The sequence below is a fragment of the Agromyces sp. GXQ0307 genome (assembly GCF_044769845.1).
Taxonomy (GTDB): Bacteria; Actinomycetota; Actinomycetes; order Actinomycetales; family Microbacteriaceae; genus Agromyces.
Genome location: NZ_JBIZVY010000004.1, coordinates 152,037 through 172,225, shown reverse-complemented (window position 1 = coordinate 172,225; position 20,189 = coordinate 152,037). Strand labels below are relative to the sequence as shown.

The 20,189-nt window shown below is 72.1% G+C and carries 23 protein-coding genes; 11 read left to right on the top strand and 12 right to left on the bottom strand.

Going from position 1 to position 20,189, the window contains the following annotated elements; translation table 11 throughout:
• Positions 1–42 precede the first annotated feature (42 nt).
• Positions 43–1,560: an LssY C-terminal domain-containing protein gene (locus tag ACIQH8_RS15240; protein WP_401000183.1), complete on the top strand. Its 1,518-nt coding sequence runs from the start codon at positions 43–45 to the stop codon at positions 1,558–1,560.
• A gap of 3 nt (positions 1,561–1,563) precedes the next feature.
• Here the strand turns inward: ACIQH8_RS15240 and ACIQH8_RS15235 are convergent, their stop codons facing one another.
• Complete coding sequence (locus ACIQH8_RS15235; protein WP_401000181.1) at positions 1,564–2,463, bottom strand: rhodanese-related sulfurtransferase; 900 nt, start codon at positions 2,461–2,463, stop codon at positions 1,564–1,566.
• A gap of 196 nt (positions 2,464–2,659) precedes the next feature.
• On the opposite strand from ACIQH8_RS15235, the gene ACIQH8_RS15230 reads away from it, so the two are divergent.
• Positions 2,660–3,196 (top strand): YbhB/YbcL family Raf kinase inhibitor-like protein, encoded by a 537-nt coding sequence (locus ACIQH8_RS15230; protein ID WP_401000179.1) that lies wholly within the window; start codon positions 2,660–2,662, stop codon positions 3,194–3,196.
• Positions 3,197–3,250: 54 nt separating this feature from the next.
• Here the strand turns inward: ACIQH8_RS15230 and ACIQH8_RS15225 are convergent, their stop codons facing one another.
• From ACIQH8_RS15225 to ACIQH8_RS15215, 3 genes are read right to left on the bottom strand one after another with little or no spacing between them, the layout of a single operon-like run.
• Positions 3,251–3,472: a PLD nuclease N-terminal domain-containing protein gene (locus ACIQH8_RS15225; RefSeq protein ID WP_401000177.1), complete on the bottom strand. Its 222-nt coding sequence runs from the start codon at positions 3,470–3,472 to the stop codon at positions 3,251–3,253.
• 42 nt (positions 3,473–3,514) lie between these two features.
• Positions 3,515–4,153, bottom strand: a complete 639-nt coding sequence (locus ACIQH8_RS15220; protein ID WP_401000175.1) for a LysE family translocator — start codon at positions 4,151–4,153, stop codon at positions 3,515–3,517.
• Positions 4,154–4,176: 23 nt separating this feature from the next.
• On the bottom strand, positions 4,177–4,560 hold the full coding sequence (locus ACIQH8_RS15215) for a VOC family protein (protein WP_401000173.1): 384 nt from the start codon (positions 4,558–4,560) through the stop codon (positions 4,177–4,179).
• Positions 4,561–4,616: 56 nt separating this feature from the next.
• Between ACIQH8_RS15215 and ACIQH8_RS15210 the strand changes: the two genes are divergently transcribed.
• Positions 4,617–5,738 carry an enoyl-CoA hydratase/isomerase family protein gene (locus ACIQH8_RS15210; protein ID WP_401000171.1) on the top strand — a complete coding sequence of 374 codons (1,122 nt, stop codon included), beginning with the start codon at positions 4,617–4,619 and terminating at the stop codon, positions 5,736–5,738.
• Between the two features lie 100 nt (positions 5,739–5,838).
• Here ACIQH8_RS15210 and sufU read toward each other — a convergent pair whose 3' ends face one another.
• Positions 5,839–6,279 (bottom strand): Fe-S cluster assembly sulfur transfer protein SufU, encoded by a 441-nt coding sequence (gene sufU / locus ACIQH8_RS15205; protein ID WP_401000169.1) that lies wholly within the window; start codon positions 6,277–6,279, stop codon positions 5,839–5,841.
• Positions 6,279–7,586 (bottom strand): aminotransferase class V-fold PLP-dependent enzyme, encoded by a 1,308-nt coding sequence (locus ACIQH8_RS15200; RefSeq protein WP_401000167.1) that lies wholly within the window; start codon positions 7,584–7,586, stop codon positions 6,279–6,281. Before ACIQH8_RS15200 ends, sufU begins: the two co-directional genes overlap by 1 nt.
• Before the next feature lie 82 nt (positions 7,587–7,668).
• On the opposite strand from ACIQH8_RS15200, the gene ACIQH8_RS15195 reads away from it, so the two are divergent.
• A complete protein-coding gene (locus ACIQH8_RS15195) occupies positions 7,669–9,207 on the top strand; it encodes an MmgE/PrpD family protein (protein ID WP_401000165.1) in 1,539 nt (512 codons plus the stop codon).
• A 71-nt stretch (positions 9,208–9,278) separates the two neighbouring features.
• On the opposite strand, the gene ACIQH8_RS15190 is transcribed toward ACIQH8_RS15195, so the two are convergent.
• Positions 9,279–10,112, bottom strand: a complete 834-nt coding sequence (locus tag ACIQH8_RS15190; protein ID WP_401000163.1) for a hypothetical protein — start codon at positions 10,110–10,112, stop codon at positions 9,279–9,281.
• 324 nt (positions 10,113–10,436) lie between these two features.
• Here ACIQH8_RS15190 and ACIQH8_RS15185 point away from each other — a divergent pair, with 324 nt between their 5' ends.
• Together ACIQH8_RS15185 and ACIQH8_RS15180 are read left to right on the top strand one after the other, a co-directional pair.
• Entirely contained in the window at positions 10,437–11,606 is a 1,170-nt protein-coding gene (locus ACIQH8_RS15185) for a bifunctional 2-methylcitrate synthase/citrate synthase (RefSeq protein ID WP_401000161.1), read from the top strand.
• A gap of 135 nt (positions 11,607–11,741) precedes the next feature.
• Positions 11,742–12,302 carry an acyl-CoA thioesterase gene (locus tag ACIQH8_RS15180; RefSeq protein ID WP_401000159.1) on the top strand — a complete coding sequence of 187 codons (561 nt, stop codon included), beginning with the start codon at positions 11,742–11,744 and terminating at the stop codon, positions 12,300–12,302.
• A gap of 43 nt (positions 12,303–12,345) precedes the next feature.
• Here the strand turns inward: ACIQH8_RS15180 and ACIQH8_RS15175 are convergent, their stop codons facing one another.
• Both ACIQH8_RS15175 and ACIQH8_RS15170 read right to left on the bottom strand, forming a co-directional pair.
• The gene (locus ACIQH8_RS15175; RefSeq protein ID WP_401000157.1) at positions 12,346–13,455 is read right to left on the bottom strand and encodes an AI-2E family transporter; all 1,110 of its coding nucleotides are present in this window, start codon (positions 13,453–13,455) and stop codon (positions 12,346–12,348) included.
• 57 nt (positions 13,456–13,512) lie between these two features.
• Positions 13,513–14,043, bottom strand: coding sequence for an SRPBCC domain-containing protein (locus tag ACIQH8_RS15170; protein ID WP_401000155.1), 531 nt, complete (start codon positions 14,041–14,043; stop codon positions 13,513–13,515).
• 70 nt (positions 14,044–14,113) lie between these two features.
• On the opposite strand from ACIQH8_RS15170, the gene ACIQH8_RS15165 reads away from it, so the two are divergent.
• Positions 14,114–14,485, top strand: coding sequence for a hypothetical protein (locus tag ACIQH8_RS15165; protein ID WP_401000153.1), 372 nt, complete (start codon positions 14,114–14,116; stop codon positions 14,483–14,485).
• A gap of 55 nt (positions 14,486–14,540) precedes the next feature.
• On the opposite strand, the gene ACIQH8_RS15160 is transcribed toward ACIQH8_RS15165, so the two are convergent.
• On the bottom strand, positions 14,541–16,274 hold the full coding sequence (locus ACIQH8_RS15160) for a phytoene desaturase family protein (protein WP_401000151.1): 1,734 nt from the start codon (positions 16,272–16,274) through the stop codon (positions 14,541–14,543).
• A 112-nt stretch (positions 16,275–16,386) separates the two neighbouring features.
• Between ACIQH8_RS15160 and ACIQH8_RS15155 the strand changes: the two genes are divergently transcribed.
• The 4 genes from ACIQH8_RS15155 to ACIQH8_RS15140 all read left to right on the top strand — a co-directional run bounded on the left by ACIQH8_RS15155 (position 16,387) and on the right by ACIQH8_RS15140 (position 18,669).
• Entirely contained in the window at positions 16,387–16,608 is a 222-nt protein-coding gene (locus ACIQH8_RS15155; protein ID WP_401000149.1) for an antitoxin, read from the top strand.
• Complete coding sequence (locus ACIQH8_RS15150; protein WP_401000147.1) at positions 16,605–16,967, top strand: type II toxin-antitoxin system PemK/MazF family toxin; 363 nt, start codon at positions 16,605–16,607, stop codon at positions 16,965–16,967. Before ACIQH8_RS15155 ends, ACIQH8_RS15150 begins: the two co-directional genes overlap by 4 nt.
• 91 nt (positions 16,968–17,058) lie before the next feature.
• Positions 17,059–18,063, top strand: coding sequence for a helix-turn-helix transcriptional regulator (locus tag ACIQH8_RS15145; protein ID WP_401000145.1), 1,005 nt, complete (start codon positions 17,059–17,061; stop codon positions 18,061–18,063).
• A gap of 153 nt (positions 18,064–18,216) precedes the next feature.
• Positions 18,217–18,669 (top strand): VOC family protein, encoded by a 453-nt coding sequence (locus ACIQH8_RS15140; protein WP_401000143.1) that lies wholly within the window; start codon positions 18,217–18,219, stop codon positions 18,667–18,669.
• 6 nt (positions 18,670–18,675) lie between these two features.
• Here ACIQH8_RS15140 and ACIQH8_RS15135 read toward each other — a convergent pair whose 3' ends face one another.
• Both ACIQH8_RS15135 and ACIQH8_RS15130 read right to left on the bottom strand, forming a co-directional pair.
• Positions 18,676–19,068: an META domain-containing protein gene (locus ACIQH8_RS15135; protein WP_401000141.1), complete on the bottom strand. Its 393-nt coding sequence runs from the start codon at positions 19,066–19,068 to the stop codon at positions 18,676–18,678.
• A 39-nt stretch (positions 19,069–19,107) separates the two neighbouring features.
• Positions 19,108–20,100 carry a LysR family transcriptional regulator gene (locus tag ACIQH8_RS15130; protein WP_401000139.1) on the bottom strand — a complete coding sequence of 331 codons (993 nt, stop codon included), beginning with the start codon at positions 20,098–20,100 and terminating at the stop codon, positions 19,108–19,110.
• Positions 20,101–20,189: the final 89 nt, after the last annotated feature.

Sequence of the window (20,189 nt, the reverse complement as noted above, 5' to 3'; positions counted from 1 at the left end):
TCGGCCGGGCTCGTCGCGGTCCCACCGGGCTAGCATCGAGGCATGCGAGCCGCGGGATCGGCGCTCCATGACTCGGTCGACGAGCGGCCGGCACCGGAGCTGCCCGCGCGCACGTCGTTCCGGAGCCTGCTCGACGGGTTCTTCTTCGTCTTCGCCGGACTCGCGGCCGTGTGGCTCTCATGGCTCCTGCTCACCGAGACGTTCGGGTTCGGCTGGGCCGGCATCGTGTTCTTCGTCGCCTTCTGGGTCGTGCTCGCATACCTGGTGCTACCGCGCCTCCACCGCATCCTGACCACCATCTACGTGCCCGACTACTTCATCGGGCGCACGCGCACGAGCGACGGCCTCCTCGGCGACCCCGTGAACCTCGCGTTCGACGGAACAGAGGCGGCCCTCCACGAGGCCATGAGCGCGGCCGGATGGACGCGGGCCGACGAGGTCACGCTCGCGACGAGCCTGCGCATCGTGAGATCCACCATCTGTCGGCGCAGCTACGACGAGGCGCCCGTGAGCCCGCTCTTCCTCTTCGGCCGCATGCAGGACTTCGCCTACCAGCAGGAGGTCGCCGGCAACCCCGCGAAGCGCCACCACGTGCGCTTCTGGCGCACGCCCGACGGCTGGCTGCTCCCCGGCGGCACGCGCGTCGGGTGGCTCGCGGCCGGGACCTTCGATCGGTCGGTCGGGTTCTCGCTGTTCACGTTGCAGGTCACCCACAAGATCGACGCCGACATCGACGTCGAGCGCGACCACATCGTGTCGACGCTGGTCGCGGCCGATCCGACCGTCCGCGTCGACGTGCTCCGCGACTTCTCCACGGGGTACCACTCGCGCAACGGGGGCGGCGACACCATCCGGACCGACGGGGACCTGCCCGTGGTCGTGGTCGGGGGCGGATCATCCGTTTCCGACTCCGCCCGGGCGACCCGGTCGGACCCGGCCGGATCCCCGCTGCCGAGGCCGGCGAGCGCGAGCGCGCCGGCGCCCGTCGAGGTCCCCAAGCGCACGGCGTTCGAGTCGCCGCTGCGGCTCGCCGAACGCAGGCCCGTCCCCGAGCGGATGGCCCGGCCGAGCGCCACCTCGTTCGGTGCGGTCGTCGTCGTCCTCCGTGCGCTCGCCGGAGTCGTCTGGCTCGTCAGCCTGGCGGCGCAGTGGAACGACGTGCTCGCCGATGCCGGGTTCGATCCGACGGCGAGCGCCGACGCGGCGGCCGCATCGCAGGGTGCGCGGATCTTCGCCCTGGTCGCGCTCGGCGTGGTCATCGCGGTCCAGGTCCTGCTCGCCGTGCGCATCTGGTTCGGCGGCAACCTGTCGCGCATCGTCGTCATGGTGATCTCGACGGCGAACATCTCCGTCGCCGCGCTCGACTCGTTCACCGGCGACGTCGAGATCACGATCCGCACCACGCTCGTGACCGTGGCGCTCGACATCCTCGTGCTGCTCGCCCTCTCGAGTCGCGCGGCGCGCGACTTCGCGCGTCAGCCTCGTCGGCGCCGAACGCGCCGGGGCGGGGCCGAGGGTGCGGACGGCCGGGTGTCGGCAGGAGCCGACGCGCGGGCGTGACGATCAGGCGACGGATGCCGCGTGCTCGACGCAGCGCGCCGGCGTGCACGACTTGCAGCGCACGAGCTGCGTGCGGCACGCGGCATCCGTGCAGTTCACGGTGCGGTTCGTGGCCGCACCGCAGCCCTCGCAGACGCCGACGACGGCGGCGTGGTCGCTGAAGTCGACCGACCCGCGGCCATCGAAGACGTAGAGCGAGCCCTCCCACAGGCCGTCGTCGCCGAAGCGCTCGCCGTAGCGGACGATGCCGCCCTCGAGCTGGTACACCTCGCCGAAGCCGCGGTTCGCCATGAGGCTCGAGAGCACCTCGCAGCGGATGCCGCCCGTGCAGTACGTCACGACCGGCCGCCCCTTCAGGTGGTCGTACGCGCCCGAGTCGAGCAGCCCGACGAAGTCTCGAGTGGTCTCGGTCGGCGGAACGATCGCGCCGCGGAACCGGCCGATGGCGGCCTCGACCGCGTTGCGGCCGTCGAAGAACACGACCTCGTCGCCGCGATCCTCGACGAGCTCGTGCAACGCCTCGGGGGAGAGGCGGGTGCCGCCGCCGACCACGCCCGACTCGTCGACGCGCAGCTCGCCGGGGGCGCCGAACGAGACGATCTCGTCGCGCACCTTGACGCTGAGCTTCGGGAAGTCGACGCTTCGGCCGTGCTCGTCGAGCCCGGTGCCCTCGCTCCACTTCACGTCGAGGCCCCGGAAGCCCGCGTATTCCTTCGTCTTCCGCACGTACCGTTTCAGCGCCGCCATCTCGCCGCCGAGCGTGCCGTTCAGGCCGTCCTTCGAGACGAGCACGCGACCGCGGAGCCCGAGCGACTCGGCGAGGTCGCGCTGCCACAGCCGGATCGCGTCGGGGTCGGCGAGCGGCGTGAAGGCGTAGAACAGCAGGATCTTGGGCGTCGGCACCCCGAGATCCTAGGGGCGCAGGCTGGGCGGATGCCGCGACGGCTTCGGGGTCGCCCTGCGACACCGTTCTCCCACGGGAACGACGCGGATGGCGCGAACCGACCCCCTGGGCTGGTCGGGGTGGCGCGGGCCGGCGTGCGGACGCCCCGCGTATGCTGGCCGCGACGCCGACCTTTCCGAACGAGGAGGATCGCCGATGCTCGACGTGGACCCCTACGGAGCGTTGCAGCGGCTCAGGCCCGTCGGCTCCTTCACCGTCACCAGCACCGACTTCGACGACGGCGGCCCGCTCGCACGGCCGCAGTGGAGCCACGCCGCCGGGGGCGTCGACCGCTCGCCGCAGCTGTCGTGGAGCGGGTTCCCCGAGCGCACGCGCGGCTTCGCGGTCACCTGCCTCGACATCGACGCGCCCACCGGCTCCGGCTGGTGGCACTGGGCCGTACTCAACCTGCCGCTCGAGACGACGAGCCTCGACGCGGGCGTCGGCGCGCCCGGCGGGCCGCCGCTGCCCGACGGAGCCATGATGCTCGCCAACGAGGACGGCGAGCGCGGCTTCGGCGGCGCAGCCCCGCCACGCGGCACGGGCGAGCACCGCTACGTGTTCGTCGTGCACGCGCTCGACGTGCCGAGCCTCGAACTCGACCCGGCGTCGACGCCCGCGGTGCTCGGCATCCGCTGCTTCGCGCACGCGCTCGCGCGCGGCATCCTGACCGGCACGGTCAACCGCGACTGAACCGGGCGGACGTGCGCGCGCCCCGCGCGGGTGCGACGCCGCGGCCGCGCCGCGTCAGTCGACCCGGCGCCCGAACAGGAAGTACGAGATCGGGCCGATGAAGTTCACGGCGATGACGATCGCCCAGATCCACTTCCGCCCGTTCACGTCGTCCGCGTCGCGCTTGGCCAGGTCGGTCCACGCCGCCGTCGCGAGCGCGAGCTGGATCACCCCCGTGACGATGCCCCTGACCTGCTGACCCCGACTGAGGTCGCTCCACTGCTTCGCCTTGGCCATGGCTCCTCCGATCCCCGGTGCCGGCCTCTCCCATCGACCGTTCTAGTGCTTGTTCCCCGAGAGCGCCAGCACTCCGCCGAGACCGATCATCATGACGCCGCCCGACGCGGCGAGGTGCGACGCCCGGCGCGGCGAGCGCGCGAACCAGTCGCGCGCCGTACCGGCCGCGAGCGCCCAGACCGAATCGCACGCGAGCGCGAGCACCACGAACGCGGTGCCGAGCATCGCCATCTGCAGCGGAATCGCGCCCGCGTGGAAGTCGACGAACTGCGGCAGCACGGCGACGAAGAACGCGATCGTCTTCGGGTTCGTGACGCCGACGACGAACCCCTCGCCGAGGAGGCGCCACGGGGAGCGGGGCGCGACCTGACGCGTGACGGCGTCCGCGGCATCCGCTCGGTGCCTGATCGCCTGCACGCCGAGGTACACGAGGTAGAGGGCGCCCGCGATCTTGATCGACGTGAACAGCGCGACCGACTGGGCGACGACCGTGCCCACGCCGAGCGCGACGGCGGCGACGAGCGGCAGCATGCCGGCCGCGTTGCCGACCACGCTGAGCAGTCCGCCCATTCGACCGAGCGCGAGCGATCGGCCGATGACGAACAGCACGCTCGGCCCCGGGATGACGATGAGCACCACCGAGGCCAGCACGAACGCCCAGAGGTTGGATGCGGGGACCACGTCGGGATCCTACGCCCGCCCGGCTACTCCTCGTCGGGCGGCGGCGCGATCGGCTGGCCCAGTCGCACGCGAGTGCCGAACGGGTCGGTCACCAGCGACACCCGCTCGCCCCACTCGCTGTCCGCCGGCTCCTCGATCACGAGGAACCCGGCCTCGGCGAGGGAGGCCGTCACGGCGTCGACGTCGTCGACGTAAAACCACAGCAGGATGCCGGCGCCCTCTCCGGCCGTCGCCCCGTCGGCGAGCCCCAGGCCGACCTGCGACGACCCGGCCTGCAGGGTCGCGAAGAGCGGCTCGCCCTCCGGCGGATACCGGTAGGTCACGGTCGCGCCGAGGCCGTCGCGGTAGAACCGCAGCGCGGCCGCCATGTCGGGCACCTCGACGATCGGGAATGCGGATTCGATCATGGTCCCTCCTCCGACCGACGCTACGCGGCGCGAGGGGATGCCGCTACCGTTGCACCGTGAGCGAGCACATCTCCGCGAGCGTCGCCGACGGCGTCGGCCACCTGACGCTCGAGCGGCCCCAGGCGCTGAACGCGCTGAGCTACGAGATGATCCGCGCGCTCACCGCCGTCTTCGACGCGTGGCGCCACGACCCCGAGGTCTCGATGGTCGTGCTCGACGGCGCCGGCGAGCGCGGGTTCTGCGCGGGCGGCGACATCCGCGAGCTCTACCTGTACGCCACCGGCGGGCACGTCGCCGAGGCCCTGCGCTTCTTCCGCGACGAGTACCGGTTGAATGCCGCGATCGCGCGCTACCCGAAGCCCGTCGTCGCGATCATGGACGGCATCACGATGGGCGGCGGCATCGGGCTCGCCGGGCACGCGTCGATCCGCATCGTCACCGAGCGTTCACGCGTCGCCATGCCCGAGACCCGCATCGGCTTCACGCCCGACGTCGGCGGAACCTGGCTGCTGGGTCGCGCGCCCGGCGAGCTCGGCACGCACCTCGCACTGAACGCGCGCACCATGGACGCCGCCGACGCCATGCACGTCGGCTTCGCCGACGCGTTCGTGCCGAGCGCGAGCATCCCGCACCTGCTGCAGGCCCTCGAGGAACGGGCCGACCCCGGCACGCCGTCCGAGATCGTGATGCTCTTCGACGAGACGCCCGGGCCGTCCGCGCTCGCCGCGGCACGGCCGTGGGTCGACGCGTGCTTCGCCGCGCCGACCGTGCACGAGATCATCGACCGCTTGCGGGCGTTCGCCGACGGGCGAGCGGATGCCGCGTGGGGCGCGCCGGGAGCGGGTGACGGGTCCGCGCACCCGGCCGACCAGCCCGCGCACGCCTACGCGGCGGCCGCCGCCGACGAACTCGAGACGCTCTCGCCCACGGCCCTCGCGATCACCCTCGAGGCCGTGCGACGGGCTCGCACGCTGCCGAGCCTCGAGGACGCGCTCGAGCAGGAGTTCCGCGCCGTGTCGTGGTTCATCGGCCAGCACGACCTGCACGAGGGCATCCGGGCGCAGGTCATCGACAAGGACCGCTCGCCCAAGTGGGATCCGCCGACGCTCGACGACGTGCAGCCGGGGCTGCCCGCGCGCGTGCTCGAGGAGCAGCTGCACGACCCCGTCTGGCCGTAGGCCCGGTGGTCGAGTAGGACGCGCCCCCCCCGGTGGTCGAGTAGGACGCGCAGCGCCCGCCCGGTGGTCGAGTAGGACGCGCAGCGCCCGTATCGAGACCTCAGCGCGCCTTCGCGACCGCCGCCTCGAGCGCGACCCACGAGAGCATCGCGCACTTGATGCGCATGACGTACTTCGAGACGCCGTGGAACGCGATCGCATCGCCGAGCACGTCCTCGTCGGGCACGCCCTCGCCCTTCGAGCGCAGCATCGCGCGGAACTCCTCCGCGAGCCCGAGCGCCTCGTCGACCGGTCGTCCGGCCACGAGGTCGGTGAGCACCGACGCCGAGGCCATCGAGATGCTGCATCCGTCGCCCTGCCAGGCGACCGCGTCGATGCGCTCGTGCGCGGCGTCGAGCTTCACCCGCAGCGTGATCTCGTCGCCGCACGTCGGGTTGTACTCGTGGTGCTCGGCGTCGGCGCCCTCGAGTGGCCCGTCGCCGTGCCGGGCGCGAGCGTGGTCGAGGATGATCTCCTGGTAGAGGCCGTCGAGGTTGGCCATCACGCGGCTCCCAGTCCGAAGAAGGCGCGGACCTCGCCGAGCGCGGCGACGAACCGGTCGGCCTCCTCCGCGGTCGTGTACACGTGCGCGCTCGCCCGCGTCGTGGAGGTGAGGCCGAGCGCGCGGTGCAGGGGCTGCGCGCAGTGGTGGCCGACGCGTACCACGAGCCCGGCGTCGTCGAGGAACTGGCCGACGTCGTGCGAGTGCACGCCGTCGACCGCGACGCTCACGAGGCCCGCTCGTGCGTGCCCGCGTTGCGGCCCGACGATGCGCACGCCCGGGATCGCGGCGACGCCCTCGACGACGCGCTCGGCGAACGCGTCCTCGTGCGCCGCGACGGCCTCCATGCCCATGTCCTCGAGGTAGCGGACGGCGGCGGCCAGGCCGATCGCCTGCGACACGGGCTGCGTGCCCGCCTCGAAGCGCTGCGGGGCCGGGAGGAACGACGCCGTGTCGAAGGTGACGCGTGTGATGGTCGAGCCGCCCGTGCGGGCCGGCGGCAGTGCATCGAGGAGCTCGGCGCGACCGTAGAGCACGCCGATGCCGTTCGGTCCGAGCATCTTGTGGCCGGAGAACGCGGCGAAGTCGACGTCGTAGCCCGCGAAGTCGACGGGGCGATGCGGCACCGACTGGCAGGCGTCGAGCACGACGAACGCCTGAGGCGCGCGAGCGCGCACGGCCGCGACGACGTCGGCGACCGGCACGATGAGGCCGGTCACGTTGGAGATCTCGGCGAACGCGACGACGCGCGTACGCGGCGTGAGCACGGCGACGAGGTCGTCGACCGACCAGCAGCCGTGCTCGTCGACGCGCACGGGCACCAGCCGGGCTCCGGTGCGCTCGGCGACGCGCTGCCACGGCAGCAGGTTCGCGTGATGCTCGGCCTCGGTCAGCACGATCTCGTCGCCGGCGTGGAGCGCGAAGCGCGCGGCATCCGCCCCGCCGATGCCGGCGCTCGCGTCGGCGATGCCGAGCGCGACCATGTTCAGCGCGTCGGTCGCGTTCTGCGCCCACACGATCTCGCGGTCGTCGGCGGCGCCCACGAAGCGGGCGAGGTCGGCGCGCGCCTCCTCGAAGCGGGTCGTCGACCGTCCGGTCGCGGCGCTCGCGCCGCGGTGCACGGCCGCGAGGTCGTGCACGAGGTAGTCGCGCTCGGCGTCGAGCACGGCCGTCGGGCGTTGCGCCGTCGCGGCCGAGTCGAGGTACGCGGTGGGTCGCGCGTCGCCCGAGATCGCGAACGCCGGGAAGTCGTTCCGGATGTCGTCGATCGCGCGTGCGCCGACGCGCTCGGTATCGGTGGGGATCATCCCCTCCATCGTCCCATGCCCCGGCCGGGAGTCCGCCGTCAAGACCGGGCGCGACGGGGCCCGGTTCGATAGCGTGAGCGACGTGAAGATCCACCACCTGCGTACCCACCGGAGCGACGAGAACCTCGCACGAGAGGGCCAGCTCGCCTGGCAGCTCGCGGGCGTCGCGGTCGACCCCGTCGAGGTCGGCGACGAGGTCGTCGACATGGTCGTGAACCGCGTCATCGACAACGCCGCCGTGGCCGCGGCATCCCTCGCCCGGAAGCCGGTCGTGGCCGCACGCAGCCAGGCGCTCGCGCATCCGGTCTCGATCGGCGGCGACGGCGCCACCGTGTTCGGTGCGGATGCCGCGCGGCGGACCTCGCCCGAATGGGCCGCATGGGCGAACGGCGTCGCCGTTCGCGAGCTCGACTTCCACGACACCTTCCTCGCGGCCGACTACTCGCACCCCGGTGACAACATCCCGCCGATCGTCGCCGTGGCGCAGCACCTCGCCGCATCGCGCGGGCTCACGGGCCGCGACGTCGTGCGCGGCATCGCGACCGGGTACGAGATCCAGGTCGACCTGGTGAAGGCCATCACGCTGCACGCGCACAAGATCGACCACGTCGCGCACCTCGGCCCGTCGGCCGCCGCCGGCATCGGCACGCTCCTCGGCCTCGACCAGGAGACGATCTTCCAGGCCATCGGCCAGGCCCTCCACACGACGACCGCGACCCGCCAGTCGCGCAAGGGCGAGATCTCGACGTGGAAGGCGCACGCGCCCGCGTTCGCCGGCAAGATGGCGGTCGAGTCGGTCGACCGGGCGATGCGCGGCGAGACCAGCCCCGTGCCGATCTACGAGGGTGAGGACGGGGTGATCGCCTGGCTCCTCGGCGGTCCCGAGGCGACCTACGAGGTGCCGCTGCCCGAGCAGGGCGAGGCGAAGCGCGCCATCCTCGACTCGTACACGAAGGAGCACTCGGCCGAGTACCAGGCGCAGGCGCTCATCGACCTGGCGCGCAGGCTCCACGATGAGTACCCGCTGATCCTCGACGATCCGGAGCGCATCGAGTCGATCACGATCCACACCTCGCACCACACGCACAACGTCATCGGCACCGGGGCGAACGACCCGCAGAAGTACGACCCGGATGCCTCGCGCGAGACGCTCGACCACTCGATCCCGTACATCTTCACGGTCGCCCTGCAGGACGGCACGTGGCACCACGCGGACTCGTACACGGCAGAGCGGGCGCACCGCCCCGACACGGTCGCGCTCTGGCGCAAGGTCTCGACGGTCGAGGACCCGGAGTGGACGCGCCGCTACCACTCGCTCGACATCGGCGAGAAGGCGTTCGGCGGGCGCGTGGTCATCCGCCTCGGCGACGGCAACGAGATCGTCGACGAGATCGCCGTCGCCGACGCCCACCCGCTGGGTGCTCGGCCGTTCGGTCGCGAGCAGTACGTGCAGAAGTTCCGCACGCTCGCCGAGTCGGTGCTCGAGCCCGCCGAGATCGATCGCTTCCTCGAGCTCGCGCAGCGCCTGCCGGAGCTCGGACCCGACGAGCTCGGCGGCCTCACGATCACGGCCGCCCCCGGCGCTCTGACCCACGTGGAGATCCCGACCGGCCTCTTCTGAGTTCGATTGTCGTCAGGATCGGCGGGTTGTTGGTGCCCGACACCCACCGATCCTGACGACAGCTGAACCCGTCACCGTGGGAACCACCGCGAGAGCCGGACTGTCCCGGCCCAGCCACGGCGGCGAAGGTTGGCCGCGATGCGCTCGACGAGCTGACGAGGTTGCACCAGGTCGGCCTGGGTGATCTCCGTCACGTGGAAACCGAGTGCCTCGAGGATGGCCTCTCGGGTCCGGTCGCGACGCCACTGGCGAACGTCGGTCCGATGGTGGTCGCCCTGATACTCGAGGAGTTCGCCGTAGCGCTCGAATGCGAGATCGACTCGTGCGACGAACCGCCCCGAGTCATCCGTGACGACCTTCTGGCACGTGGGCACGGGCAGCCCGGCCAAGCATACGAGCGCGCGCAGTTCCGATTCCTTCGGTGACTCGCTCGCGATGTCGCGCAGGCGAGCTGCCTCGATGAGCTTCGCCCGCAGTCGATGGTCCGGATAGGCCGTGATCGCATCAGCGAGGTCCGGGTGCGGGGCCGCGAGGGCGTCGGCCACGGCGACGAGTTCGGGCACCGAGAGATCGCGGGCGAGATCGCAGAACGTCCGCACGGTCGACGTCACACGGACGCCGTCGTCGATGACGTCGTCCGGCGCGACCCGGAGGGCTCGCCCCAGCACGCCGCGCCGACGTGGCGCCCTCGACGTGTCGGGCACGCCGACCTCGACGATTCCGCGCAGTCGCGGCGGGATCGGCAGCCGAAGATGCTGCGCGGCGGAGCGGCCGCACAGGAACGCGTCGGGCCGCAGCACCCTGAGCACGGCGCGGTGCTGCGCGAGTTCCTCGGCGTCGGCAGCGATGCGCACGCCGGACGTCGGCGCGACGAGATCGGAGGCGCGAAGGCGACTCCGTCCCACTCCGGCTCGCGAAGCCTCCCGCACGGTGAACGCGTGATCCGACCGAAACGGTTCGGGGAGGGGGCGCTTCGCGGTCATGCGGACGACGCTGGTCGCCAGAGGGGCGGGTCCCGCAGGAATCCGGACGCCGACGGGATGCTCGGGCACGCGCACGGCTGGGGAGGACGGAAGGTCGTCGTCAGGATCGGCGGGTCGGCTGGGCGCGCAACCCGCCGATCGTGACGACAACCGCAGCCGCAGCGCGAGGCGGCCGACGGGCCGTAGGCTGGGGGAGCGGTCGCGACGAGGCGACCCGCCCGTCCGAAGAGCCCCACGAGGAGCACGATGAGCGAGCAGACCCCGCAAGCAGCGACGCCGAAGATCTACAAGGGGCTCGCCGGAGTACCCGTCGACGTCACCGCGATCTCGAAGGTCAACCCCGAGACGAACTCGCTGCTGTACCGCGGCTACCCGGTGCAGGAGCTCGCGGCATCCGTCACCTTCGAGGAGGTCGCATACCTGCTCTGGTACGGCGAACTGCCGAACGACGACGAGCTCGCCGCGTTCGAGGACCTCGAGCGCAGCCACCGCGGCCTCGACCACGAGACCAAGCGCATCGTCGACGAGCTGCCGCTCACGGCCCACCCGATGGACGTCGTCCGCACCGCCGTCAGCGTCATCGGCGCGAGCGACCCGAAGACGCCCGACGACTCGCACGCGGCGAACCTCGAGAAGTCGGTGCGGCTGTTCGCGAAGCTGCCGTCGATCGTCACCTACGACCAGCTCCGCCGCCGCGGGCTCGACTTCGTCGAACCGAACAACGACCTCGGCTACTCGGCGAACTTCCTCTGGCAGGCGTTCGGCGAGACGCCCGAACTCGAGGTCGTCAACGCGTTCGACACGTCGATGATCCTGTACGCCGAGCACTCGTTCAACGCCTCGACGTTCACCGCGCGGGTCATCGCGTCGACGCTCTCCGACCTGTACTCGGCGGTCACGGGGGCGATCGGCGCGCTCAAGGGCCCACTGCACGGCGGCGCCAACGAGGCCGTCATGCACGCGTTCGACGAGATCGGCGCCGGCGAGGGCGGCGCGCAGCGCGCCGTCGAATGGCTGGATGCCGCGCTGGCCGACAAGCGCAAGATCATGGGCTTCGGGCACCGCGTGTACAAGCACGGGGACTCCAGGGTGCCGACCATGCGCGATGCCCTCGAGCGGATGGTCGAGCACTACGACCGTCCCGACCTGCTCGAGCTCTACACGGCGCTCGAGCAGGCGATGGAGGAGCGCAAGGGCATCGAGCCGAACCTCGACTACCCGGCCGGCCCGACGTACCACCTCATGGGGTTCGACACCGAGATGTTCACGCCGCTGTTCGTCGCGAGCCGCGTGACCGGGTGGACCGCGCACGTCATGGAGCAGCTCGCGTCGAACGCGCTCATCCGTCCGCTCTCGGTGTACGAGGGGCCGGAGGAGCGGCACGTGCCGCCGCGCGGCAACGCCGACGGCGCGTAGGTCGCGCCGAGGTCGCGCCGACGGCTTCGCGCCTCTGCACAACGCCGCGCCGCGGCATCCGTCACCGCACTGTGCCCGCCCGCCAAGGTGTGCCGAACCACCACCGGATCGGTCATATCCTCGTGGACTATGCACATGCTGTTCCGGACCCTGCTGCACATGCTGTTCCTGTCGCGCCGCAAGCCGACGCTCGGGCACTACGACATCGCACGCACCCGGTTCATCACGCTGCCGACCGACCTCGACGTGAACCGGCACATGAACAACGGCGTGTACTTCTCGATCATGGATGTCGCGCGGTTCGACATGCTCGTGCGCAACGGAGTCTTCGGGCTCATGCGCGAGAAGGGCTGGTACCCGGTCGTCGCGAGCGAGACGATCACGTTCCGCAAGTCGCTGCAGCTCTGGCAGCGGTTCACGATCGAGTCGCGCCTCCTCGGCTACGACGAGCGGGCGGTGTACGTCGAGCACCGCCTGGTGCGACCGGATGCCTCGGGCGAGCCCGAGATCTACGCGCGTGCGTTCATCCGCGCACGGTTCCTGCGCAAGGAGGGCGGCACGGTTCCCGTGTCGGAGCTGCTGGAGGTGTTCGGCACGCCGCCGATCGACGACGAGCTGCCGGAATGGATCGAGCGGTGGGGAGCGGATGTCGCGCTGCCGCCGACGCGCGCCGCGGCGCCATCCGTCTGGCATTGACGAGCCCCCGGTTCGGCGAACGGCCCGCGGGCAGGCGCCTCCGCTAGCTGCGCGCCTTCCAGGGCACGACGACCTCCTTGACGATGAGCAGGATGCCGGCGGCCACCGGGATGGCGACGAGCGCGCCGGGCAGGCCCGCGAGCGTTCCGCCCGCGAGGGCCGCGATGAGCACGATCGACCCGGGCACCTGCACGGCCCGGTTCATGACGCGCGGGGTCAGGATGTACGCCTCGACCTGCATGTAGATGAGCATGCCGATCAGGACGACGAGCGCAGCGGTCGGGGAGACGAACAGCGCGAGCACCGTCATGAAGATGGTGGTCAGCACGGTACCGATCATCGGGATGAGCGTGATGAAGAACGCCGCGACCGAGATCACGAGCGCGAACGGCACCTGCGCGATGCTGAGCAGGATGAGGCTGTAGACCGCGTTGAAGAACGCCAGGACGACCATGCCGCTGAGGTACCGACCGACGTTCTGCATGATGCGCTCGGCGTAGTCGACCACGCGCTCGCGGTGCGACGCGGAGATCAGCGTGTAGATCGCCGCCTTCGACGAGTCGAGCGTCGCGGTGAAGTAGATGGTCAGGATGAAGATGAAGAACGCCGTCGAGATGCCGCCGATGATCGCGAACCCGACGTTGAGCGCGCCGCCGCCGACGGTCGCCCACGTGGCGGGGTTCGTGATGAAGTCGACGAACGTGGAGTAGAGGTTCGCGAACACCCCGTCGGAGTCGGAGGAGAGCTGCTTGAACCAGTCCTGCTCCTGCAGGTTGGCGTAGAGCTGCGGCAGCGAGGTGATGAAATCGGCCGCCTGCGTGATGACGATCGGCAGCACGACCCCGAGCATTCCGCCGATGACGAGGATGAACAGGATGATCACGGTGAGGATGGCCCAGCCGCGCTTCATGCCGCGTCGCTGGAACCAGCGCACGAGCGGATCGAGCCCGAGGGTGATGAAGACCGCCGCGAACACCGAGAACACGACGCTCGACAGGTTGATGAGCGCGAGGGCGAGGGCGAGCGTGACGAGCACGCCCGCGGTCGCGAGCAGGGCCCAGACGAACGGACGCTGGCCCATCAAGCCGCCCGACGCGGATGCCTGCTGGCGGGTCGTCTCGAGGTCGCGGGCTCGCCGTTCGATGGGCTTCACGCGCGTCAGTCTAGGGGCGTGCCCCCGCGGCACGCAGCATCGGGGGCCGTGCCGTCGTCAGCGACCGCCCGCGGTGTCGGGCGCCTGCGCGGCGGCGGGGACGTGCAGCGAGCGGTACGTGTCGACGAGTCCCGGGTCGTAGGCGCTCCACTCGGGCATCGCGGAACCCGAACGCGAGGCGGCGAGCCGGTCGAGGAAGTAGTCCCATCCGGGCCCGATCGAGGTCGCGTCGGCGGGGGAGCGGAGACGCTGGCCGAGCGTGAGCGTCGTCATCCCGCCGGCCTCGCGGAGGTGGCAGAAGACGCGCACGGCGTCGTCGCCCTCGCCGATGTCGGCGTGGAAGCCGTGGGGTGCGTCGCACTCGAGGATCGAGGTGTTCTGCCACTCGGCGTCTTCACTCGACATCCGGAACCGGACCGCGCCCGTCGACGGGTTGCCCGTGTACGTGCCGATCCACGCGAGCATCGCCGTCGGATTCGTCAGTGAATACCAGACGTCCTCGATGGGCGCATGGAACAGCCGGTCGAACTGCAGGTAGAGCCCGTCGCCCTTGTGAACGTAGTGGCCGGTCGCCCGAGTGATGGTCATCGTCGCCCCCATGCATGTCGTCCTTCCCTCAGGCTAATCCGGCCGCTCCGAGACGGCTAGAGTGGCGCGCATGAGCACTCGGGGAACCTCGCAGAAGTCGCACGACGAGCAGTCGCTCCAGATCGCCGGCCGGCACAGCGGCATGTGGGGGTGGTTCAGCGGCATCATCGTGCTCGCCCTGATCGCCGTTCCGCTGAGCGCCGCGTTCGCCTTCGCCACCAACCCGGGCACGCAGCAGCTCTTCGGCGGGCGCCTCTCGGAGGCGACGCAGGGCGGCTACCAGGCGTTCTGGTGGGTCGTCACGCTCCTGCTCGTCGCGCTGCCGATCCTCGTCGGCTACGGCGTCGCGAAGATGTCGGGCCGCGCGCTCATCATCGTCGGCGCCGTCGTGGCGCTGTTCGTGATCGCGATCATGATCCTCGGGCAGCTGTTCGTCTTCTGACCTCGGGGTCGCGCGAGCTCGCGGCGGCGCCCGGCAGCGTGCGTCGCCGTTGCACTCAGGGCAGTTCCTCCTCGAGCACGGCCATCGCGGCGTTGTGCCCGCCGATGCCGCTGACCGCGCCGCCGCGCACCGCGCCCGAGCCGCAGACGAGGACCCGCGGATGCGCGGTCGCGACGCCCCAGCGTTCGGCGGGCGTCGTCGCCTCGGCGCCCGGCTCGCTCCACGGCCACGACAGCGGGCCGTGGAAGATGTTGCCGCCAGGCATGTGCAGCGCGTCCTCGAGGTCGCGCGTCGTCTTCACCTCGACGCACGGCCGGCCGGCGGCATCCGTCGCGATGACGTCGGCGATCGGCTCGGCGAGCACCGAGTCGAGCGAGGCGAGCACGGCATCGCGCAGGCGGTCGCGGAGCTCGTCGTTGCCGTGCGCGTCGACCAGCCGATCGGGGGCGTGCAGCCCGAAGACGGTGAGGGTCTGGGCCTCGGATGCCGCGAGCTCGGGCCCGAGGATCGACCGGTCGCTCAGCGTGTGGCAGTAGATCTCGCAGGGCAGCGGGTCGGGCAGGTCGCCGCCGGCGGCGCGGCGGTAGGCGGACTCGAGCTGCGACTCGAGCTCGTTGATGTGGAACGTGCCCGCGAAGGCCTGCTCGGGTGCGACCTCGGCGTCGGCGAGGCGAGGCAGGCGCGTGAGCAGCAGGTTGACCTTCACCTGGGCGCCCTCGGGCATGCCGGCGCGGGCGAGCCGGCGGCGGGCCGCGTCGTCGAGCGCGACCTCGTCGGAGCCGGGGCTGGCGGCGGGTTCGTCGCGGGGGGCGACGGATGCCGTGGGGCCGGCGCCGTCGGCGACGGATGCTGCGACCAGCCGTTCGAGCACGAGCGGCGCGACGTTCGCGAGCACGACGTGCGCCCGCGACATCCGCTCGGCCCCGCCCTCGCGCCATCGCACGACGCCCGATTCGCCGTCGATGGCGACGACCTCTGCCTCGGTGCGCAGCTCCGCGCCGGCCTCGCGGGCGGCCCTGGCGAGCTCGCCCGACACGGCGCCCATGCCGCCGACGGGCACGTCCCAGTCGCCGGTGCCGCCGCCGATCACGTGGTACAGGAAGCAGCGGTTCGCGTCGAGCGACGGGTCGTCGAGGTCGGTGAAGGTTCCGATCAGCCCGTCCGTCGCCACGATGCCGCGTACGAGGTCGTCGGCGAAGCGCTCGTCGATGGTCTCGCCGAGCGGGTGCTCGACCAGGCCGTCCCACACGCGATCGTCGCCGACGAGCGCGCGCGCCTCGGCGCGGGTCGGCAGCGGCTCGGTCAGGGTCGGGAAGAGCGCCTCGGCGACGCGGGCGGTGTCGGCGTAGAACGCCTCCCACGCGTCGGCGTCTCCCTCCGCGCCGACCCGGGCGAACGCGTCGCGGGCGGCCGCGGCATCCGCCTCGACATCGATCAGCAGACCGCGCGACGGGTCTCGGGGGTCGGGCGTGTATGAGGAGAACCGGCGGCGCACCAGGCGGACGTCGAGCCCGAGGTCGTCGATGATCCGCTGCGGGAGCAGGCTCACGAGGTACGAGTAGCGGCTGAGGCGAGCGTCGACGCCGTCGAACGCCTCGGCCGAGACCGCGGCGCCGCCGAGGTGGTCGTCGCGCTCGAGCAGCAGCACGCGCTTGCCCGCTCGAGCGAGGTAGGCGGCGGCGGTCAGGCCGTTGTGGCCTCCGCCGACGATGACGACGTCGTGGTCGGGGGCCTGTTCGGGTGCGTCGGCGGGCAGGGGCGCGTCGGCGGGGTGCGCATCGGTGGGCATCCCACGAGCGTAGACGAGCGGATGGCGCGTTCCGCGCGTCGTCCCGACCGCCTCGCATCCGGCCGGCCCGATACTCCATCGCGACGAGGTCGTACTCGAGTAGCATCGAGGTATGACCAAGCTCAGCGTGAGCCTTCCGCCTGCCGACGTCGAGTTCATCGATGCGATCGCCGTGCAGTACGACGGCAACCGTTCCGCGGCGATCCACGATCTCGTCCGTCTCGGCCGAGAACTCGCTGCCGGCGACGCGTACGCCGAGGCGTTCGACGAGTGGGAGTCCTCCGGCGATGCGGCGGCCTGGGAGTCGACCGCGGCCGACGGGCTCGCGAGGTGAGACGCGGCGACGTCATCGTGGTGGCGCTCGATCCCGCCCTGCCGGCGGAGGCGTCGAAGGCCCGCCCGTGCGTGCTGGTGAGCAACGACGGCGCGAACTCGACGGCGACCCGGCTCGGCCGGGGGGTCGTCACGGTCGTGCCGGTCACGTCGAACACGGCTCGGGTCTTCGCTCCGTTCGAGTGCCTCGTCGAGGGTGTCGACGATCTCGCCGCGATGGGCCTGCCCGCGCCGTCGAAGGTGCAGGCGGCGCAGGTGAGGTCCATCTCGGTCGCCCGTGTGCGCGGAACCATCGGGCGCTGCCCGGAATCCGTGCTCGGCCGGGTCGACGACGCGCTCCGGTTCCACCTCTCGCTGTAGTCGGGCTCAGCTCGCGCGCCAGACCGCGCGCGCTGATCATGGGGTTTGCATCCGGTCAGTTTCCGACCGGAATCGGAGAATAATCGGGACCATGGCCGCCACCACCAGCCGCACCCTCGACCTCCTCTCCCTGCTGCAGAGTCACCGGCATTGGACCGCGCGCGAGCTCGTCGACCGGCTCGGGGTGAGCGAGCGCACGCTGCGGCGCGACGTCGAGCGGCTGCGCGAACTCGGGTACGCGATCGAGTCGACGCGGGGCGTCGCCGGCGGGTACCGGCTGGCCGCGGGCACCGGGCTGCCGCCGCTCCTCCTGACCGACGACGAAGGGGTCGCGATCGCGGTAGGACTCCGCTCGCAGGCCGCCGCCGGACTGCGCGGCGCCGAGCACACCACATTCAGCGCGCTCGCGAAGATCGAGCAGGTACTGCCGCCCGCGCTGCGGCGGCGGATCGAGGCGCTGCAGGCCGTGGCGGCGCCGGCGGGCGCGTTCGGGCCGGGGTCCGGGGCGCGCCCCGCGCCATCCGTCGACAGCGACCTGCTCGGCCGGCTCGCGCTCTGCTGCCGCGACGCCGAGCGGATCCGGATGAAGTACACGGATGCCACGGGCGCGTCGAGCACGCGCTCGATCGAGCCGCACCGCCTCGTGCCGCTCGGGCGGCGCTGGTACCTGCTCGCGTGGGACCGCGACCGCGATGACTGGCGCACGTTCCGGCTCGACCGGATCGACGACGTGTTCCAGACGCGCGTGCGCTTCGCGCCGCATCCGCTCACCGATGACGAGGCGCTCGAACGCGTCCAGCGCGCGGTGCGCTGGCGCGAGCAGGCCGTGCGCGCGTCCGTGCACGTGGCGATGCCGGTCGAGGAGTTCCGCGAGCGGCTCGGCTGGTGGGCGCGCGACGCGGTGACGGCGCCCGACGGGTCGGGGACCGTCTGGCCGGTCGAGGGGGAGTCGGTCGCGGGCGTCGCCGCGGCGCTGCTCTGGGTGCCCGAGGGGGTCGGATGCCGCGTGGACGGGCCGCCCGAACTGCTGGCGTATCTGCGCGCGCAGGCCGCGCGATTCGCCGCCGCGACCGAGGCCTTGCCGCCCGCCCCCTGATCGTGTCCACTCCTGCGGATATACGATCCGCCGCCCCGTGCGACCGGCGGATTCAGCGGCGTTGCGGATCGTATATCCGCAGAACGGGACCGGGGAGTCCGGCCCCGGGGAACCGGGGTGGCGGGTGTCGGCGGGCGGGAGTCGAATGGGGGCATGGACATCGTCTTCATCGCCGGGTTCGGCCCGATCGGCACGGTCGACTCCGCGTCGCACGACTTCTGGGCGGGTGCGCTCGGCATCCCGTTCCACGAGAACGCGCCCCGCTACTTCCACACCGAGGAGGTCGAGGGTGCGAAGGCGTTCGCGATCTGGCCACTCGACCAGGCCGCCGAGGCGACCTTCGGCACCGCCGAGTGGCCCGCCGACCGGCCGGTTCCGCAGGCGTGGATCGAGTTCGACGTGGCCTCGGCCCAGGCGGTCGCGCCCGCGGTCGCGGAACTGCGCGCGAAGGGCCTCGAGATCCTCGTCGAGGCGCACGAGGAGCCGTGGGGGCAGACGACGTCGCGGCTCATGAGCCCCGAAGGGCTGCTCGTCGGAGTCAGCTACACGCCGTGGATGCACGGCGACGGTGGCGACGGCGCCGACGGCACCGACGGCACGGCCTGACGCGCGTCAGCCCGACTTCTCGAGCGTGCCGATGGGGGAGCCGTCCTCGCCGAGCACGGTCATGGTGTCGTCCGCCACATCCGCGGCGTTCATGCCGGCGAGCCAGTCGTCGACCCCTTCGCAGGCCATCCTCGTGGACGCCACGTTCTCGAACTCGACCTGGTCGGCCTCGTTGACCGACCAGGTGCCGTTCAGGGTGTTGCAGCCGTCGCTGCCGGTGAAGTCGCCGCCGTCCTCGAGCGTGAGGAAGGGCGAGCCCTCCGCGGACGAGTCGCCCCACGTGCCGGTCGGATCGATGTCGCCCCCGGTGTCCTCGCCGGCGACGCCGCTGCACCCGCTGAACGCGAGCACGGCCGCCAGCACCCCCATGCCGATGACGAGCCTCTTCCCCCTGGTCATGGTCGCAGCGTAGCGGGGTGCGCCGTCGGCGTCACCCCGTCAGTCGTGCGTCGCGGGAGGCTCGCTGCGAGCGGCCGCGCGTGCCAGCGCGTCGCGCGCGGCGACGACGGCGGGGCGGCGGGCCGCGGCGCTCCGGGTCGAGGAGAACACCTCGCGGAACGGGTCGTCGGGGAGTGACGCGAGCTGCACGCTCGGCGCCTCGCCGGCCCACACGAGGTCGGGGAGGAGTCCGACGGCGTTGCCCGAGCGGATCAGGCGGATGTGCGCCATGAGGTCGGCGGTCTCGAAGCGCACGTCGGGCTCGAAGCCCGCGCGACGGCAGAGCTGCTCGGCCCACTCGCGCGAGGCCGTGCCGCGCGGTTCCATGACCCAGGGCATCTCGGATGCCGCGGCGAGGCCGTCGTCGGCGACCGACCGCAGCAGCTCCGTCGGGGCGTCCTTCGGGAGGGCCGCAGCGGCCGGGTCGGGTCGACGCAGTCCGCGTCGACGTGCGGCCGGATGCGGCGGCAGGGCGAGCCGGATGGCGTCGCGCGCGAGCGGCACCCGGTCGAGCTCGGGGTGCAGCGGGCGCGTGTAGCCGGGGTACTGCTCGGCGACGACGAGGTCGAAGTCACGGGCCGCGACGTCGAACAGCGCGAGTTCGGGCTCCCGCTCGGTGACCTCCACGCGCAGCGAGGGGTGCTCGGCGGCGAGCAGCGTCAGCGCCTGCGGCACGACGGCGTGGGCGGCGGACTGGAACACGGCGATGCGCACGGTGCCGCTGACGGTCGTGAGCGAGCGCGCGACATCCGCCTCGGCCTCTTCGAGCCGTTCGAGCACGGCCTGCGCGTGCCCGACGAGCAGCTCGGCCTGCGGCGTGAGCTGCACGCGCCGCCCCACCTGGACGAGCAGCGGGACCCCGGCCTCCTTCTCGAGCAGGCTGAGCTGCTGCGAGACCGACGACGGGCTGTAGGAGAGCGCCTCCGCGACGGCGGTGAGCGTGCCCCGCTGGCTGAGTTCGACGAGGAGGCGCAGTCGCCGGACGTCGAGCATGCGTGCGCCCTCCTCCCGCGACATCCGCCCCGCATCGAGCGCCGGCGCGGCGCGCCGGGATCGCCCGACACGAACGTTCGGGAAACATG

Coding starts and splice junctions, on each gene's coding strand:
- ACIQH8_RS15240 (WP_401000183.1), top strand. CDS start 43: ATGCGAGCCGCGGGATCGGCGCTCCATGACTCGGTCGACGAGCGGCCG.
- ACIQH8_RS15230 (WP_401000179.1), top strand. CDS start 2,660: ATGCTCGACGTGGACCCCTACGGAGCGTTGCAGCGGCTCAGGCCCGTC.
- ACIQH8_RS15225 (WP_401000177.1), bottom strand. CDS start 3,472: ATGGCCAAGGCGAAGCAGTGGAGCGACCTCAGTCGGGGTCAGCAGGTC.
- ACIQH8_RS15215 (WP_401000173.1), bottom strand. CDS start 4,560: ATGATCGAATCCGCATTCCCGATCGTCGAGGTGCCCGACATGGCGGCC.
- sufU (WP_401000169.1), bottom strand. CDS start 6,279: ATGGCCAACCTCGACGGCCTCTACCAGGAGATCATCCTCGACCACGCT.
- ACIQH8_RS15200 (WP_401000167.1), bottom strand. CDS start 7,586: ATGATCCCCACCGATACCGAGCGCGTCGGCGCACGCGCGATCGACGAC.
- ACIQH8_RS15185 (WP_401000161.1), top strand. CDS start 10,437: ATGAGCGAGCAGACCCCGCAAGCAGCGACGCCGAAGATCTACAAGGGG.
- ACIQH8_RS15180 (WP_401000159.1), top strand. CDS start 11,742: ATGCTGTTCCGGACCCTGCTGCACATGCTGTTCCTGTCGCGCCGCAAG.
- ACIQH8_RS15170 (WP_401000155.1), bottom strand. CDS start 14,043: ATGACCATCACTCGGGCGACCGGCCACTACGTTCACAAGGGCGACGGG.
- ACIQH8_RS15165 (WP_401000153.1), top strand. CDS start 14,114: ATGAGCACTCGGGGAACCTCGCAGAAGTCGCACGACGAGCAGTCGCTC.
- ACIQH8_RS15160 (WP_401000151.1), bottom strand. CDS start 16,274: ATGCCCACCGATGCGCACCCCGCCGACGCGCCCCTGCCCGCCGACGCA.
- ACIQH8_RS15155 (WP_401000149.1), top strand. CDS start 16,387: ATGACCAAGCTCAGCGTGAGCCTTCCGCCTGCCGACGTCGAGTTCATC.
- ACIQH8_RS15145 (WP_401000145.1), top strand. CDS start 17,059: ATGGCCGCCACCACCAGCCGCACCCTCGACCTCCTCTCCCTGCTGCAG.
- ACIQH8_RS15140 (WP_401000143.1), top strand. CDS start 18,217: ATGGACATCGTCTTCATCGCCGGGTTCGGCCCGATCGGCACGGTCGAC.
- ACIQH8_RS15135 (WP_401000141.1), bottom strand. CDS start 19,068: ATGACCAGGGGGAAGAGGCTCGTCATCGGCATGGGGGTGCTGGCGGCC.
- ACIQH8_RS15130 (WP_401000139.1), bottom strand. CDS start 20,100: ATGCTCGACGTCCGGCGACTGCGCCTCCTCGTCGAACTCAGCCAGCGG.